Source organism: Chryseotalea sp. (assembly GCF_057350905.1).
In genome coordinates this window covers 1-15,387 of the sequence record NZ_JBMRCF010000021.1, presented here as the reverse complement: position 1 = coordinate 15,387, position 15,387 = coordinate 1, and the positions used below count along the sequence as shown (strand labels likewise).

The 15,387-nt window shown below is 39.9% G+C and carries 15 protein-coding genes; 8 read left to right on the top strand and 7 right to left on the bottom strand.

The genetic code is table 11. The features are described 5' to 3' along the window. Window positions 1-53 precede the first annotated feature (53 nt). Together ACO1XM_RS19380 and ACO1XM_RS19375 are read right to left on the bottom strand one after the other, a co-directional pair. A complete protein-coding gene (locus ACO1XM_RS19380; protein WP_486232098.1) occupies window positions 54-2,567 on the bottom strand; it encodes a M14 family metallopeptidase in 2,514 nt (837 codons plus the stop codon). A 40-nt stretch (window positions 2,568-2,607) separates the two neighbouring features. Next, complete coding sequence (locus tag ACO1XM_RS19375; protein WP_486232096.1) at window positions 2,608-3,135, bottom strand: DinB family protein; 528 nt, start codon at window positions 3,133-3,135, stop codon at window positions 2,608-2,610. A 266-nt stretch (window positions 3,136-3,401) separates the two neighbouring features. On the opposite strand from ACO1XM_RS19375, the gene ACO1XM_RS19370 reads away from it, so the two are divergent. Together ACO1XM_RS19370 and ACO1XM_RS19365 are read left to right on the top strand one after the other, a co-directional pair. Further along, on the top strand, window positions 3,402-3,875 hold the full coding sequence (locus ACO1XM_RS19370; protein ID WP_486232094.1) for a hypothetical protein: 474 nt from the start codon (window positions 3,402-3,404) through the stop codon (window positions 3,873-3,875). A 27-nt stretch (window positions 3,876-3,902) separates the two neighbouring features. Next, complete coding sequence (locus tag ACO1XM_RS19365) at window positions 3,903-4,817, top strand: hypothetical protein (RefSeq protein ID WP_486232092.1); 915 nt, start codon at window positions 3,903-3,905, stop codon at window positions 4,815-4,817. Between the two features lie 140 nt (window positions 4,818-4,957). Here ACO1XM_RS19365 and ACO1XM_RS19360 read toward each other — a convergent pair whose 3' ends face one another. Next, window positions 4,958-6,685: a hypothetical protein gene (locus ACO1XM_RS19360; protein WP_486232090.1), complete on the bottom strand. Its 1,728-nt coding sequence runs from the start codon at window positions 6,683-6,685 to the stop codon at window positions 4,958-4,960. 99 nt (window positions 6,686-6,784) lie between these two features. Further along, the gene (locus ACO1XM_RS19355) at window positions 6,785-7,237 is read right to left on the bottom strand and encodes a hypothetical protein (RefSeq protein ID WP_486232088.1); all 453 of its coding nucleotides are present in this window, start codon (window positions 7,235-7,237) and stop codon (window positions 6,785-6,787) included. A 52-nt stretch (window positions 7,238-7,289) separates the two neighbouring features. Between ACO1XM_RS19355 and ACO1XM_RS19350 the strand changes: the two genes are divergently transcribed. Continuing rightward, window positions 7,290-7,892, top strand: a complete 603-nt coding sequence (locus ACO1XM_RS19350) for a 2OG-Fe(II) oxygenase (RefSeq protein WP_486232086.1) — start codon at window positions 7,290-7,292, stop codon at window positions 7,890-7,892. 21 nt (window positions 7,893-7,913) lie between these two features. Here ACO1XM_RS19350 and ACO1XM_RS19345 read toward each other — a convergent pair whose 3' ends face one another. The 3 genes from ACO1XM_RS19345 to ACO1XM_RS19335 all read right to left on the bottom strand — a co-directional run bounded on the left by ACO1XM_RS19345 (window position 7,914) and on the right by ACO1XM_RS19335 (window position 11,125). Next, window positions 7,914-8,591 (bottom strand): hypothetical protein, encoded by a 678-nt coding sequence (locus ACO1XM_RS19345; RefSeq protein ID WP_486232084.1) that lies wholly within the window; start codon window positions 8,589-8,591, stop codon window positions 7,914-7,916. Between the two features lie 86 nt (window positions 8,592-8,677). Then, the gene (locus ACO1XM_RS19340; RefSeq protein ID WP_486232082.1) at window positions 8,678-9,904 is read right to left on the bottom strand and encodes a Glu/Leu/Phe/Val dehydrogenase dimerization domain-containing protein; all 1,227 of its coding nucleotides are present in this window, start codon (window positions 9,902-9,904) and stop codon (window positions 8,678-8,680) included. Between the two features lie 123 nt (window positions 9,905-10,027). Further along, window positions 10,028-11,125 carry an anhydro-N-acetylmuramic acid kinase gene (locus ACO1XM_RS19335; protein WP_486232080.1) on the bottom strand — a complete coding sequence of 366 codons (1,098 nt, stop codon included), beginning with the start codon at window positions 11,123-11,125 and terminating at the stop codon, window positions 10,028-10,030. Between the two features lie 5 nt (window positions 11,126-11,130). On the opposite strand from ACO1XM_RS19335, the gene ACO1XM_RS19330 reads away from it, so the two are divergent. The 5 genes from ACO1XM_RS19330 (at window position 11,131) to ACO1XM_RS19310 (ending at window position 15,269) form a co-directional block, all read left to right on the top strand. Beyond that, window positions 11,131-11,853, top strand: a complete 723-nt coding sequence (locus ACO1XM_RS19330) for a type III pantothenate kinase (protein WP_486232078.1) — start codon at window positions 11,131-11,133, stop codon at window positions 11,851-11,853. Beyond that, window positions 11,840-13,117: a BamG family beta-barrel-assembly machinery protein gene (gene bamG, locus ACO1XM_RS19325; RefSeq protein WP_486232076.1), complete on the top strand. Its 1,278-nt coding sequence runs from the start codon at window positions 11,840-11,842 to the stop codon at window positions 13,115-13,117. The genes ACO1XM_RS19330 and bamG overlap by 14 nt, the downstream gene beginning before the upstream one ends. Window positions 13,118-13,137: 20 nt before the next feature. Beyond that, window positions 13,138-14,460 carry a tetratricopeptide repeat protein gene (locus ACO1XM_RS19320; protein WP_486232074.1) on the top strand — a complete coding sequence of 441 codons (1,323 nt, stop codon included), beginning with the start codon at window positions 13,138-13,140 and terminating at the stop codon, window positions 14,458-14,460. A 62-nt stretch (window positions 14,461-14,522) separates the two neighbouring features. Then, complete coding sequence (gene lptC, locus ACO1XM_RS19315; protein ID WP_486232072.1) at window positions 14,523-15,044, top strand: LPS export ABC transporter periplasmic protein LptC; 522 nt, start codon at window positions 14,523-14,525, stop codon at window positions 15,042-15,044. Window positions 15,045-15,053: 9 nt separating this feature from the next. Beyond that, a complete protein-coding gene (locus tag ACO1XM_RS19310) occupies window positions 15,054-15,269 on the top strand; it encodes a hypothetical protein (protein ID WP_486232070.1) in 216 nt (71 codons plus the stop codon). The last annotated feature ends 118 nt before the right edge of the window (window positions 15,270-15,387 follow it).

Genomic DNA, 15,387 nt, shown 5'->3' with positions numbered 1-15,387 from the left:
AAGAAAGACCCGTCAGTAGGTCACTCACGGGTCTTAACTAGGTCAGTTAAAAATCAAGGAACCATAAACACCGCATTACCGAATACAAACTTGCCCTGCTCCCAGAAGCAGCGGAAAAGCGGGTTATCAACGAAATAAACAATATTACCTCGGCCTTTTTGTTGCACACCGAAGGAGAGTGTGTTATCCATTTTTTTATTGGCCTTATACCCTGCAAAACCCTGAACTGGTTTGGCAGCACCCTTTAACACGCCTACGTTCCACGCATCTTCCATAAAGTCGTAACGAATGGTGTTCGTCTTTAAAGTAAAGTAATGGCTGCCTAGTCCAAAAGCCAGTGGATGAGAATTGTCTACCGCTGTCTTGTAAATAGCGCCTGAAATATTTTCGGAAATATTTTTTCTTTCAGCATCTTCATAACGAACTAAACCATCTTTTTTCTTCCACTCTTCGTCCAGTTTTTCAATTGCTTTCTTTGCATCATCATTTTTATAATGCTTCAGACTAAATCCTTTTTTATCGGAGAATGATTCAAGTGCATCGCCAATCACAATAAGTTTACCGCCTGCACTCACCCAGGTGTTGATGCGGTCAAGCTGGCCATCGTCAAAAATGTCATAATAACCTTCTGGCACTATCAAAACATTGTATTGATTCAGGTCGGTTCTTTTCAGTTGGTTTGTTCTGATTTGCGTAAGCGGGTAGTGCAGTTGTTGTTCAAAATAGTGCCATACTTCTCCGGCAGATAAAGATGAACTACCATCACCCATGAGCATGGCTACTTTTGGGGCCTCCAGGTAGGCAACTTCTGATGAACCAAAATCTTTTCCTTTATCAACGAAACCCGTAGTGCTTGTGTACAGTGTTCTTTTGTAGTTGGCAGCAAGTGTTTGTACTACTTTATCGAAATCGATAATGCCTTCATTGTTAGTCTTGGTAACAATGATTGTTCCGGCATTGAAGGAGTTGCCATTGACAGTAAAAGCTTGTTGTGCTATACGCACCCTGAAATTGCGCTTAAGCAGTTCGCTCAAAAACTCGGCATCTTTAACAGATTCATATTTAAAAATATAGGCATAAGCATTGTTGATAGCTGGCACTTCTAATTTTTTCTTTTCGTAAGCTTTTCCAGTATTAACACGTTCTGTTAGCGCATAGCCCTTTAAATTGTAGGCATAAAACAGATTCCAGGCAGTGATGTCATAGGTAACTGAATCAGACAATTTTGATTGTGGTTCGAATACAGTGGTGATAAAACGCGACTTCGGTTGAAAAGTATTAACAACAATGTCTTCAGCATTGAGTGTAAATGTTCCTTGTGTTTGTGTTTGATAATCGAAGCCTTTACCTGCCTTAGCACTACCCACCACTCCGTAACTGATGGCATGCTTATCCATCCAGCTGGTTAGCTCTTCAATCTTGTCGGTATTATTATCTGCTTTGATTACATAACTTTTATAAGTGCCAAATGGGTTGCTTAGGTTTTCCCTAAAGTATTTTTCGAATTCATCCACTAGTTTGGTAACATTCTTTGAGGCCACTTCTACTGTACTCATGCCTGTAGTGTGGTGATGAAGTAAGCGTTGCTCTAAAGTAAGCGGCACACCTTCTCTGGTCATGATACTCACACCCCGTTGTCCGCCTTGCTCGTACGTCATACCAATGGCACCATTATAAGTCGGGTAAGTATCACCATAGCTTGGGTAGAGCAAATCGAAGTTTTCTTTTGTAAAGAACAACCAGCCCTTTTCGTCAAAGTACTTAGCATTATTTTTTCCGATGGTAGTTTGAAACTCACGTTGCCAGTTTGTAATCACTGCATGAAAGGGTTCTGCAGCAGGGGCAAAGTAGTAGGGGCTGTTAAAACCCTGCTCATGAAAATCAACATGAATGTGTGGCATCCACTGATTGTATGCTTTTAATCGCGCTTGAGATTCTGTCTGCTGCAACCAGGCCCAGTCTCTGTTTAAATCGAAAAGATAATGATTAGCCCTTCCCCTGGGCCAGGGTTCGTTGTTTTCCGCTGCATCGCCATTTGAATTGGGAATAACATTGATGTATTGATTATTGAAATTGGTGAAGCGATCTCTGCCATCGGGGTTGATGCAAGGATCCATAATCACCACAGTATTTTTTAAGTATTCCTGACCCCGTGCTGTACTGACTAGTTCATGCAAAGTTCTAAGGGCTGCCTCCATGCCACTGGCCTCGTTACCATGCACGTTGTAGCTCATCCAGACAATGGCAATTTTATTGGCAGATGGGGTACCACTAACCAAACCTGTTCGTTTCAGATTATCCAATCGGATCTCTTCCAATTTTGTAAAATTTTCCTGAGAGGTAATCACCGTGTAAATAAGTGGCCTGTCCTCATAGGTTTTACCGTATTGTGTGATTTGTACATTGGAAAGTTGTGCGTCCACATAACGGAAATAGTCAATCATCTCGTGATGTCGTGTGTAGCGATCACCCAGGGTGTAACCTAAAAACTCATCCGGGCTTTTTAATGATTGTGCATGGGTGAATCCTGTTATAATGGTGAATAAGAGTATCAGTATTTTTTTCATAACTGGTTGATGGTTGTAAAGTTGAATACTACAATTTGTTTCAGGATTTTAATGCCTTTTTTATTTGAGGCTTATGATGGTTGATGTGTTCGGCAAAGAACTGCATGGCTTGCGGTAAACTTAAGCGGCCCACAATAGGGTGCTTATACACAAGTTTGTTGATGTGGCCGTCAGGCACATTCTCCAGGTGTGTTTTAAGCTCAAGGCGTAATAAATTCCATTGGTCAATGAGTTGCTCCAGCGGCAGCGCTTCTGGGGTATTCTCTACCACTACCTTCGGTGCCTTAAAGCGAAAAGGCAGGCGTTGCGATATTTTAAGAACAGGCATGAGCAAAGCTTGCTGAAGCCCTGCATTTTCTACCCCCTGAATGCCTAAGGATTTCTTTTTGATATAGCTAAATGATAATTTTTCTGAGGTATAAAGATGGGTAAGTATCTGAATGACCGACCAGCCTGAAGCGGAGGGTTTAGCTTGGAGCTGCTGGGTTGTATAAGTTTGTAATGACGTGATTAAGGCTGACTTCTGTGCTTCCAAAGCCAGGTAAATTTTCTCCAATTTTATATTCATACATACTCAGGTTTATCGGGGCAATCCCTACGAGTGTTCATTGTGTTTGGTTGCAATTTAGAAGAAAAGAAATCGTGAATTTTTTAAGAGAGGAAGTTTTCCTTGTTCTCCTTCCGAAAGTAAGAATAAAATATTGTTTAGTAGAAATTAGTGATCTATTTATTCTTACAAGGAATTGATAAACAAAATTCTGGTTGGTTATATGCTTTAAATGAATTACAGAAAAGAGATTTTCTTCGCATATAAATTTTTAACCAACCAAAACAATGAAAACAACTTTTTTAACTCTTGCAGCCGCAGCATTACTTTTTGTAAGCTGTGACAATGAAAATTCAGTTAACCCCCAGCCAATTGGAAATGTAACTATTACAGGCACCATTTTCGCTGACTTTGATGAAGAAGAAGATGCTGGTGATCTTGTTTACGAAGCAGCTCCGGCTAACGTTCCTGTTTATTTCTACAACTACGATACAGATGCATTATTAGGCCAGACTACAACGAATGCTTCAGGTGTTTACACAATCGAATTGGCGATTGGTGTCCGCTCACGTGATATCCGTATCACGGTTGGTGACTTCGAAACACAAATCAATGTTTATGATTTCATTGAAGATGATTATGTAAGCAAAGCAGCAGTTTATAACGATAGACAAAATGCTTACATCTTCGGAGCGGTAAAAGATGCTACTTACATTCAAAACATTCAAATTAGTCAACCGGAAGTAATCAGTTTCGATTAATAAGCTCACTAAATTCTGAAATATAACATGAAAAAAATATTAGCAAGTGTATTTGCTTTCGCTTTGGCGCTAAGTATAACACAAGCACAAGATACAGATCAGCCTGCTGTGCTTAAATCAAAAAGAGGGTACAACATTCTTCCTGAAGCAGGTGAGTGGGGCCTTGGTGTTTCTGCCAACCCATTCTTTCGCTACTTAGGAAATGTATTGAATGGGAATACATTTAATACTGAACCTGCTTTTACTTATTCAACAAATCCATCTAACAACGTGGCCTTATTTGGTAAATATGTTGTAGATGCCAACACACAATACCGTGTTCGTTTCAACATTAACATCGGAACAAGTATTGACAAGAGTGTTGTTCGCCAGGATGAGCTGACCCCGGATCCACTCTATCCTAACTTTACTGAAGATTGGAGAAAAACCAACTTCAATACTGTTGTGCTTGCTGCAGGATACGAAAAGCGCAGAGGAACTACCAAACTTCAAGGTGTTTATGGTGGAGAGTTGGTTGTTGGTTACTCATCGACTAAGCAAACTTACCAATACGGTAACTCTGTAAACCTGGATTTTAACAGGCCTCAGACAGCCAATTTTGGTGACAATGTTCTGGCAGGAACTTTTATTGGAAGCAACAACTTTTTAGCAGATGTTCGCAAAACTGAACAACAAAATGCACCAAGCTTTTTAGTAGGCGCTCGTGGCTTTATTGGTGTAGAATATTTCTTTGCACCAAAAATGTCAGTAGGTGGTGAGTTTGGTTACATGCTTGCTTTCAGAAATACAGGCAGGGTTAATTTCACAACCGAACAGTGGGATGGCAATACAGATTCAGTAGTAACAACCAAGAATGACCAATTGGGCAGCAACGGCTTAACATCTGTTGGCATTGGCTTAGATAACCTGAGCGGTTCAATCAACTTATTGTTCTACTTCTAAAAAAATAGTCAGTAGAATTTTAAAAGCTGTTTCAAAATCAGATTAAGTCACCAATAAACATAAAGTGATTCTTGATTGAAAAATTAAGAAATCGCCATATGTTTTAAACGACCATCTGTATGTTGAAACAGCTTTTTGTTTTAATACTTCCAGCTTTTTGTATCCGCTCCTTTTGGTGCACTCTCCTGTATACGTTTTAAAATTTTAGGCAGGTACATGCTGTTATAACGCAATCTTGAAACATAGTTGGGGTTGACAGCATCACCATTCCAGCAATGTTCAGCCCTATCGCCATAGGCTACTTCGCCATCATAAAACGGATTATTGGTTTTCTTTAAGAAATCCTCCATCAAATAGACGGCATTATTTAAATAGTAATTGTCCATATCACCACAATAGATATGAATCTTTCCCTGAAGTTTAGGGCCAAGTGTTGCCCAATCTCTTTCTAAAATGTGGCGTAGGTCGTAATGCTCTTTCCAGTAAGAGGCAACTTCCTTATCAATCTCACCGCTCTCCTTATCGAAAATTCTTTTCGGGTAACCATCTTCTCCTTGTGGTGAATAAACAGCCTCCCAGATATCCCATTGCTGTCCGCTCCTTGATTTAGTGCCAAGCGCTAATTCATAATAGTTACTCTCCTGCATAGTGGATTGTATCTGCCCTAAATAGTTGCGATGAGACGGAATGGCTACTTTCTTAAAATCACTTTCGTACCAGTATGCATTTTTATCTTTGTAAATGTCTACTAAGCAATAGGCACGAAAGTCCACAGGGTCAGGGCAAGCAGCAAAGCAACCATTAAACTGATCTGGATAAAACATTTGAACCGCAAGTGCTTCCCATCCACCGGTAGAACCACCATAGGTAAAGCGGGCCCAGCCTTCCCCTATGCCACGGAATTGTTTTTCAATTTCAGGAATTAATTCCTGCATGATAGCATCACCGTAAGGGCCCAGGTTTGCAGAGTTTACAGCGTAAGAATCATCATAGTAAGGATTGGCGTGCTGAATTTCTATAATTAAGAAGCGAGGAAAATTTTTGCTCGTCCACTGTTTGTAAAAATTATAGGACTCCTGCGCTTGAAATTTTTTATAACCGTAGATACCAAAACGTTCGCTGAAATCAGTCGTATCCATATCTGCCGGTGGAGGCGTTTCACTAAATCCTCCGAAGTCATCAGGAAAGTGTCCATGAAATACCATTAAAGGATAATGTGCTTCGGGATGTTCATCGAAATCTTCAGGAAGTAAAACGTGTGCACCTAAAAACATAGGGCGACCCCAAAACTCCGTTAAGAGTTTACTTTGAATTTTTATATGCTTGATGTATTTGGTGTCCTTAGGTTCTTCAACAGGCGGAATGATCTGATCGAGCGTTACTGTGGCATGTTGTGTTTTAGTATCGCCCAGTGTGATCTTAATAGGTTTACTGTAGAAATTACCGGGCTTCCTGTTCCATTGCTGACCCTCGCCCTGATCGGGTGGTAGCTTTACAGTGTGGCCTGTTTTTAAATTGAAAGTTTCGTATCGGTTTATGAGTGCCTGAACAACATAATCGCCAGCAGGTAAATCATTGATATTTCGAATGGGAAATCCGAAAGCATTTTCATCAATAACAATCTCATCTCCAGGCTTCATACCTTCTACATCTACACCAAAAACGAGTTGTGTTGTAAGGCCATCACCTATTTGAAAACGCGGCTCTGTTTTATCATCTTTGGCAAGTAATAACAGCAGGCGACCGTCTTGTGCTTCTTTACTAAGTGAGTCAGTAAATGTTATACTGAAAGTTGTTTTATTTTTTTGTTCCAGGTTACAGCTAAGCAATAAAGTACTCAACGTAAACAGGCAGAAAAGCCTTTTCATAAGTATTGGTTTATTGTTGAAGATAAGCAGTGATCTTATCAGGAGCAACAAATCAATGATGAATGGCTTTGAGATGGTTTAAGTTTCTATAAGCATTCCTTAAAATCTGATTTTGATTTCTTCTTCATGATCGATGGGTACGATAATAGGCAGTCCATGATAGCTAATACGTACATGTCCTTTGTAACGCACTTTTAATCGTTTTGCACCAAGCACACCCAGGAGGGTATTCATCAGGCCTTGTTCTTTCAGATTTATTTTGACCATTAACGGCACAGTAAATTCTCCTTTAGCTGGCACTTTAATCTTTAGTTTTTGTTTGACAATGGCTGCTTTTTTCCCCTCCACAAAAACGTCAACATTGATTGCCTTTAGTTTCCCATTTTTATCATTGGGGTTATAGAAAACGGCCTCCGTTTTTAGCATTGGATCATCGCTTACATCAGCGATCACGTTTTTAATATGACGAAGCTCTACTGCCTGGTAATCTCCACAAGCCGTAAGAATGGATGCAAGACAAAAGAAAAGAATAAGTTTAGTGCTGTTTTTCATCGTTTTTAAGTGAAGTGCTTTAGTATAGACAGACATCGCGTAACTTTGTTACATGAACGAACTTTTTGATTTGGTGGCTGATGGTTTGGCCGACAAAAGCTATGCAATTATCGACAATTTCCTGACACCAGCCGAAGTAGACCAGATTCTGACCTTGCCTCATTTTAGTCAGCATGAACAAATGTTTAAAAAAGCAGGTATTGGTAAGAACGCTGACCTTCAGATAAATGAAGCAATAAGAGGAGATTATATTTTATGGTTAGATAAAAACACAGCACCGCCTGCAGCAATGGTTTATTTAAACCGACTTCATGAATTGGTGCAGCACCTTAACAGAAGTTTATTTTTAAGCATGAAAGATCATGAAGTGCACATGACCGTTTACCCGGTGGGCACCTATTATAAAAGACATTTAGATCAGTTTAAAAAAGATGATCATCGTAAACTTTCTGTTATTTGTTATTTAAACAAGAACTGGAGGGAAGATGAAGGGGGCCAACTCAGAATTTATACGGAGAACGAATCTTTAGATGTATTGCCAGTAGCCGGGAGGTTGGTGTGCTTTCGCAGTGATTTGCTGGAACATGAAGTGTTACCAGCCACACGACAGCGCTTAAGTTTAACAGGATGGATACTGGATCAGGTGATTATTTAATATGTTAACACTTACGTTTTTCTATTGGTCTGCCAGATCAATATATTCTATTGTTCCTTGACGGCCATCATGTGCAAAATTACTTGTTAGATTTTTTCTATTGACAAGAATTTCACCACCATGACCTCCTTGCGTAAATATAGCAGCATTAGCGAGTATAATACCCCTGCTACTTCTTGGAAAGCTAAAGATAAAATTACCTCCATCACCCCCTACACCTGCTTTACGATTCCCATTACCTCCATCACCACCTTTCAGATTAACTGCGAACCGACCCTTGACAGTTAAATTTTTAACAAATAAAGTTAGATCACAGGCTGAAAGACCAGGTAAACCATTATTGTAGCCGGCTTTGTAATTTCGGACAGTACCAAAATGATTCACAGTTTGATCAAAGGAAATAGTGCCTGCGTGTTCCCCATCTGCACCATTTCCCGTGATAAGGCAATCAACCCCTAGATATAAATGGTTTACAATTATCTCAGTCACTTTATGCTTCTTTTCTAAAAGTAGTTCTGCACCATCTTCAAGTATTAAACTATCAATTTCAAAACTATTACCCTTAAGTTGAAAAATTTCTCCAGCTTTCAAATGCAATTTTTCAGCATATTTTTGAGCAAAAGCTTCAGGGCAGCTTAGCAAAAAGAGCACAAGAAAAATCTTTATTAAATTATTTTCCTGATTTTGTAAACTGATCATGCAATTGTAAATTCTCGAATTCCTCAGTAATCTATTTATAGGTCCGACACAAGATCCGCAAACTTAAATAAAATGTCCCCTCACTACTAAATCAACTGCCTCAACGCAATCTCAAATGAATGTTGCGCAATGTTAGTTTTAGCGTTGCTCTTTTTATAAGTTTTCTCTAAGCCTTTTTTAATCGTGGCAGATATATCGTTGAAGATGGCCGTATCGGTCATACTCACTTCGCGCTCCATAAAATAAGCAAAGACACGCGCCATGCCACAGTTAGCAATAAAGTCTGGGATAACAGATACTTGCTGATCGGCATGTAAACCGGTTGAGCCAAAAAATATTTCCGGATCTGCAAAGGGCACATTCGCTCCGGAAGAAATTACTTCTAGTTTAGAGGCAATCATGCGGTCTATCTGATCGCGTGTAACCAAACGCGAAGCTGCTGCCGGAATAAAAATTTCAAATGCCTCATCCCAGATTTTTGAATTAATCTCGTCAAATGGCAGAAGCTTATCAGAAACAATTCTGTTGCCTTGTCTGTCTAGTACGAGTTTATTTATTTCTTCCTGGGTAAAACCATTTTTATTGATCAATCCACCTTCGCGACTGATAATGCCAACAACCTTTACGCCCATCTTTGCTAAATAAAATCCTGCGGCTGCGCCAACATTTCCCCAACCTTGTACAACGGCACGTTTGCCTTCCACCTTGCCACCCCAAAGTTCATAGTAATGTTTCACAGCTTCGGCCACTCCATAGCCAGTACACATATCGGCAATTGTATATTTTTTCCCCAAATCGGGTACGAAAGCATCGTCTTCAATAACTTTAACAACACCCTGACGTAGTTGTCCGATGCGATTTACTTTTTGTGCTTCACTCGGTTTGTAGTGTCCTGTAAACACACCTTCTTGTGGATGCCAGATACCAGAGTCTTCTGTGATGGGAATTACTTCATGAATTTCATCAACATTTAAATCACCACCAGTGCCGTAATAATATTTTAACAAAGGCATCACCGCTGCATACCAACGTTGCAATACACCTAGCTTGCGCGGATCTGCTGGATCGAAGTTTATACCTGATTTGGCACCACCAATAGGAGGGCCCGATACCGTAAATTTTACTTCCATGGTTTTGGCCAGCGATTCTACCTCACGTTTATCCAAACCGGCACGCATGCGTGTACCACCACCGGCAGCACCACCTCGTAAGGAGTTAATCACAACCCAGCCCACAGCTTCGGTTTCAGGATCTTTCCATTCGAAAACTATTTCAGGTCTTTTGTTTTCAAATTTTTGAAGTAAATCTTTCATGAAGTAAAAAGTAAAGCACAAAGCTATTAAAAACCTGTCATCACACCACTTTCCTCGGGCTGTGTCCTCACAACCCGAAACGTTTTTTAAGTTTTTTTATGATATAATAAAATGGGTGATTGTTCAGAAACCCGTCATTACACCACTGCTGCTATTTTTTAAAGCATTCGTTACAGACTTCAGTACGTTTTCTTCTCCTCTTACTTTTAATACGCCTAAAAAAGCAAAAACAAGTGCCTCCTTAAAATTCACAATTTCATCATCAGGTTTAATGATGCGCAGTTGATCACCACCCAATTCAACCAATCGGTAAAGCAAAAAGCTATTGTGTGCACCGCCTCCGGTTATTAAAACACTTTTTTCTTTCTCTGTACCAATAGCAGTAACTATTTCTGTGGCCATGCTTTCTGTCAGGGTGCGAAGTCTGTCCTTCAAAGAAATCTTCTCATTGTCGAGCAGCGGTTTGATTTGCTTTTCAAAAATCTCACGACTGAGTGATGGTCTTGTCTTTCTTAAAATAGTATAGACTTTTGTTAATGACTTCAGCAGCCCTGCATGTACCTGACCATCGGAAGCCATGCCCCCATCTTTATCAAAAGATTTTTTATTTTTTTGAGCCAGATAATTAAGCCCCATGTTGGCATAGCAAATATCGTAAGCGATGCGCTTGTTTTTAAGCTCAGTTGAGAGGTTGGCAATACCGCCAAGGTTCAGGCATACATCAAAATCAGCAAAAAGTAACTGATCCCCTATGGGTACCAATGGTGCACCTTCTCCGCCCAAGGCCACATCCAGTGTTCTGAAATCCCATACGGTTGGCAGGTTAGCGGCCTGATGCAAAGCATTTCCATTACCTAATTGAAAAGTGAATCCTTTTTGGGGCTGATGAAAAATGGTGTGACCATGTGAAGCAATAAAGTCTACGCCTCTGATGCTATTTTTTTGAATAAACTTGGCGACCTCTTCACCCAAGAGCCTTCCATACGCTGTATTCAAAATCAAAAGCTCTTCCGCTTTCACCTGATGGGCACTAGCTAATAATTTTTGCCAACTCTTTGAATATTGGATGGTCTCTGCTTTTTCAATTGAGAAGTACCATTTACCTGTTTCGTCCTTACTAAAAGTACAAAGAGCAATGTCCAGACCATCTAAAGAGGTGCCCGACATAAGTCCAATTACTTTATACTTGGCAACAGAATCTTTACTTTTGATATTGCTCATATGATATGGATAATCTGGTGGTGGATATTGGGAATACAAGCAGCAAGGTAGGTATTTTCAAACAGCACAATTTAGTGGAAGAAAGAGTGTTTGCAGACCTTGCCACTTTAAATGAATATGTTGCCAGTGTAAAGACGCAAGCAGCCATTATTGCCTCTGTCAGCAAAACCTACGACTCTATTTTACCCAGCACTGCGCATATTCCGCATGTTCTCTTGTTAACACATACATTGCCTTTGCCCATTGTAAACTTATATGCCACGCCTGAAACACTAGGCGTTGATCGTTTGGCGGGTGTTTGTGGCGCCAACCAAATGTTTCCTGATCAACCCTGTCTGGTGATTGATAGCGGAACCTGTATTACATACGATTTTATTAATGAAAAGGCTGAATACCTGGGGGGCGCCATTTCACCCGGCTTGCACATGCGATTACGCGCCATGCATGAATTTACAGCCCGACTTCCTTTGGTTACAATTGATGGAGATATCCCCTTGATTGGGAATAGCACACAATCCTGTATGCAAAGTGGTGCTTTTAATGGCATGCTCTCTGAAATAGAGGGCACAATTGAGCGTTATAAGCAACATTATCCTGAAATGAGGGTGATATTATGCGGAGGAGACACGCATTTTTTTGAAAACAGCTTGAAAGGGACCATATTTGCGGTCCAAAATCTTGTTTTGAAGGGTTTAAACAGCATTTTATTACACAATGTCAGTCAGTAGAAGTGTTTTTTTCTGTTTTTCGTTGGTTTTATTGACGGGCAGTAATGTTTTGGGGCAAGCAGCAAAGAGCCCATATTCCACTTTTGGTATTGGCGAAAGCTATGGAAATTCCCTGGCGCCAAATCAAGGGATGGGTGGTCTAGGCTTTAGCCAACCGCAATTCCTGCACCTGAACAACCAGAATCCAGCATTGTTGGTCTATAACACCTTAACCGTGTTTCAGGTTGGTATGTTAGCGGAGCAACTCGATCTGACAGATGGTGTAAATAACCAAAGCTTGCGTTCAGGTAATTTAAACTACCTGGCTATCGCTTTTCCGGTTCTTTTTAGAAAAATAACTACTTCCATTGGCTTAATGCCTTATACCAATGTTGATTATAGCCTTCAGTATGATTTGCAGGTTTTCGACAATAACAATCAACTAATAGATACAACAACGGTTATAGAACAAGGATCTGGTGGACTCACACAGTTGTATTGGTCGAATGGTTTCAGAATTTATAAAGGTCTTTCTGTGGGCGTTAAAGCCAGCTATATTTTTGGTTCGGTAAACACCCTCACCCTAAACGAATTGCAACTCGAAAACCAACCTGTTCCCTTTATAGCAGGAGTAGATGAATCCACCTATTCAAAGGGTTTTTTAGTTGGAGGAGGAATTTCTTATAGCATTGATTCGCTTTTCAATAGTGATTACAGACTAAATTTCGGTGCCGTCTATGACTTAAATGGGCGTATTGGTGCTGAAAGAGACGTTGAGTATTTCCGTCTCAATGGAAGCACCCTTGACACATTAGATAGCGAAGTGCTGGCCACCCGTACCGGTAAGCTTGAGCTACCTTCTGGATTTGGAGGAGGCATTTCTTTCGCAAAAGACTCAAAATGGTCCTTTGGTTTCGATTATTACTATCAGGATTGGAGCACCTTTCGCTCTTTAAATGTTTCGGATGATGATTTGGGCAAAACCTGGCGTTGGTCATTAGGAGGTGAATTCACCCCTGATTATAGCGCTTTGAACTATTTTAAGCGTGTAACCTACCGAGCTGGGATAAGCCAGGCGCCTTTTTTCGCGAACGGTAAGAAGGTTAATGATTTTGGCATTAATTTTGGCCTCTCTTTACCAACGGGGCAATCAAGCATTGATTTGGCCTTTAAAGCAGGTCAAAGAGGTAGTGTTCGGGAAAATGGACTTAAGGAAAATTATCTTAAAGTTTATTTGGGAGTCACGCTCAATGACAGATGGTTTGTTAAAAGGAAGTTTGACTAGTTAATATAAAGAAGATGAAAATGAATGTTCTTAAAGCGATTCTGGTAGTAACTCTATCTGCTGGTAGCCTGAGCGGCTTTGCACAATGCAAAGACTGGACATGGGGACCGGACAAGGCTACAGAAGAGGAAAAAAATGTACTATACAGTGATGCTGTAAAAAATAAGCATTACAAGCAAGCCATTGCTCCCCATCAGTATCTGCTAACAAACGTTCCAAAATTGAATACCAGCATCTACATTTTGGGAGCTGAGATATTTGATGAATTAGCCGATGCAGAGAAGGATCCGATAAAGAAACAGAAATATGTAGATTCACTTATGATTGTGTACGACATGCGTATACAAAACTGTGGAGAAGAGGCTGCGGTAATGGCACGGAAAGCATTGTCTTATTATAAATTCAATATCAACGGTACAAAGGGAGCAGAGGTGTTGCCAGTAATGGATAAGGCTTTCCAATTAAATGGAAACAACATTATGGATGGCTTACTATTACCTTACATGCAGGCGGTACGTGTTTCGGCTGTTAAATTTAAAGCCCTTACTGAAGATCAGATTTTGGAAAAATATGATATGGTAAGCGCTGTAGTAGATGCAAAAATTAAAAAAGCACAGAGCGAAGCAAAACCTATCGACAAACTGAAAAAAATTAAAGATGATATAGATGCGATATTATTGACCTTAGTTAAGTTTGACTGTGAGCGTGTAAAATCAACGTTGGCGCCTAAGTTCAAGCAGAACCCTGCTGATATTAACCTTGCAAAGAAAATCTTCGGATTCATGTTACAAGGTAAGTGTACTGATGATCCGCTTTGGTTAGAAGCAGGAGAAGCTATCCACAATGCAGCGGATGGTCAGAAAGATTTTGGTCTTGCAAAAAATCTTGGCCTGCGTTACTTCACCATGGACAATTTTGAAAAGGCGGAATTCTATTTCAATGAGGCACTTACACTTGCAACTGATAACGTTTCAAAGGCAGAAATCTTAATACTTCAAGGATCGTTAGCGTCTAAGAAAGGCGCTAAAGGCGAAGCAAGAGAGTTGTTCAGACAAGCTGCGGCAGCAGATCCATCTAATAAAGATGCTTACGAAAAAATTGGAGACTTATACATTAACAGCTTCAACGATTGTAAGAAAATGGATAGCCAGGCAGATGACCGTGCTGTTTACTTACTCGCTTACGATTATTACGCAAAGGCTGGTGCTTCACAAAAAATGGGTGCTGCCAAATCAAACTTCCCCTCTAAAGAAGATATCTTCTTGAAAAACTATTCTCAAGGACAAAGCATTCGCGTTGATTGCTGGATTAATGAGAATACTACAGTAAGAACACGTGATTAATTTCGCATAAACGATAAGAGCCATCCTGGATCAACAACAGGATGGCTTTTTTATTTTCACCAATGAAACGAATAACAATACTTTTATTTTCTTTCTTACTCTTAGCCTGTGGAAAAACAGAGGTAAAGGAGCCAATTATTTACGAAGGCCCTTTGCGCGAGATCGAGGACATGGAATTGTTTTATAGCCAGAACAGTTCAGTAAAGGTGAAAATGAAAACCCCCTTGGTACATGAGTTTAAAAATGATGATAAAGAATTTCCAAAAGGACTTTATCTGGAGTTTTACGATGTAATGGGTAATCTTGAATCGACTCTTACGGCTAATCATGCCTTTTATTTTAAAGCTGAAAATAAATGGCGTGGCAGGGGGGATGTAGTGGTTAAGAATGTAATAAAGCATGAGCAACTAAACACAGAGGAGTTGTTCTGGACACCTGCTGATGAAAAAATATTCACCGATAAGTTTGTGACCATTCGCGAGCAGGGAAACGTAATTTATGGAGAAGGTATGAAGGCTAATCAGGATCTTTCTGATTTTGAAATCAAGCGTGTTACCGGAGTAATTGAAGTAAAAGAGGATTAAAAAGAGCTTATGAAATTAGTTGATGCAATTCTCTTGTCCGCTTCGGTGGCTTTCTTTATTATGGGCCTACACCAGATCATGAGCTTTGGTTTTGCCAATGGTTATTGGGCAGTGATGATTTCTACAGTTCTTTTTTTTACGCTAGTGTACAGGCGTGTAACAGGAAAACGCACTGCTGAAAAACCTGTGGAGGTTAAAAGGAAGAAGGGTAAGTTGAGAAAATAGTAGAATTTAGAATTTAGAATTTAGAATTTAGAATTTAGAATTTAGAATTTAGAATTTAGAATTTAGAATTTAGAATTTAGAATTTAGAATTTAGAATTTAGAATTTAGAATTTAGAAT

What these genes read in the sequence shown, in the direction of transcription:
- ACO1XM_RS19345 (WP_486232084.1), bottom strand. Translation starts at nt 8,591, where the DNA reads ATGATCAGTTTACAAAATCAGGAAAATAATTTAATAAAGATTTTTCTT.
- bamG (WP_486232076.1), top strand. Translation starts at nt 11,840, where the DNA reads ATGTCAGTCAGTAGAAGTGTTTTTTTCTGTTTTTCGTTGGTTTTATTG.
- ACO1XM_RS19340 (WP_486232082.1), bottom strand. Translation starts at nt 9,904, where the DNA reads ATGAAAGATTTACTTCAAAAATTTGAAAACAAAAGACCTGAAATAGTT.
- ACO1XM_RS19375 (WP_486232096.1), bottom strand. Translation starts at nt 3,135, where the DNA reads ATGAATATAAAATTGGAGAAAATTTACCTGGCTTTGGAAGCACAGAAG.
- ACO1XM_RS19360 (WP_486232090.1), bottom strand. Translation starts at nt 6,685, where the DNA reads ATGAAAAGGCTTTTCTGCCTGTTTACGTTGAGTACTTTATTGCTTAGC.
- ACO1XM_RS19365 (WP_486232092.1), top strand. Translation starts at nt 3,903, where the DNA reads ATGAAAAAAATATTAGCAAGTGTATTTGCTTTCGCTTTGGCGCTAAGT.
- ACO1XM_RS19310 (WP_486232070.1), top strand. Translation starts at nt 15,054, where the DNA reads ATGAAATTAGTTGATGCAATTCTCTTGTCCGCTTCGGTGGCTTTCTTT.
- lptC (WP_486232072.1), top strand. Translation starts at nt 14,523, where the DNA reads ATGAAACGAATAACAATACTTTTATTTTCTTTCTTACTCTTAGCCTGT.
- ACO1XM_RS19355 (WP_486232088.1), bottom strand. Translation starts at nt 7,237, where the DNA reads ATGAAAAACAGCACTAAACTTATTCTTTTCTTTTGTCTTGCATCCATT.
- ACO1XM_RS19320 (WP_486232074.1), top strand. Translation starts at nt 13,138, where the DNA reads ATGAATGTTCTTAAAGCGATTCTGGTAGTAACTCTATCTGCTGGTAGC.
- ACO1XM_RS19330 (WP_486232078.1), top strand. Translation starts at nt 11,131, where the DNA reads ATGGATAATCTGGTGGTGGATATTGGGAATACAAGCAGCAAGGTAGGT.
- ACO1XM_RS19370 (WP_486232094.1), top strand. Translation starts at nt 3,402, where the DNA reads ATGAAAACAACTTTTTTAACTCTTGCAGCCGCAGCATTACTTTTTGTA.
- ACO1XM_RS19335 (WP_486232080.1), bottom strand. Translation starts at nt 11,125, where the DNA reads ATGAGCAATATCAAAAGTAAAGATTCTGTTGCCAAGTATAAAGTAATT.
- ACO1XM_RS19380 (WP_486232098.1), bottom strand. Translation starts at nt 2,567, where the DNA reads ATGAAAAAAATACTGATACTCTTATTCACCATTATAACAGGATTCACC.
- ACO1XM_RS19350 (WP_486232086.1), top strand. Translation starts at nt 7,290, where the DNA reads ATGAACGAACTTTTTGATTTGGTGGCTGATGGTTTGGCCGACAAAAGC.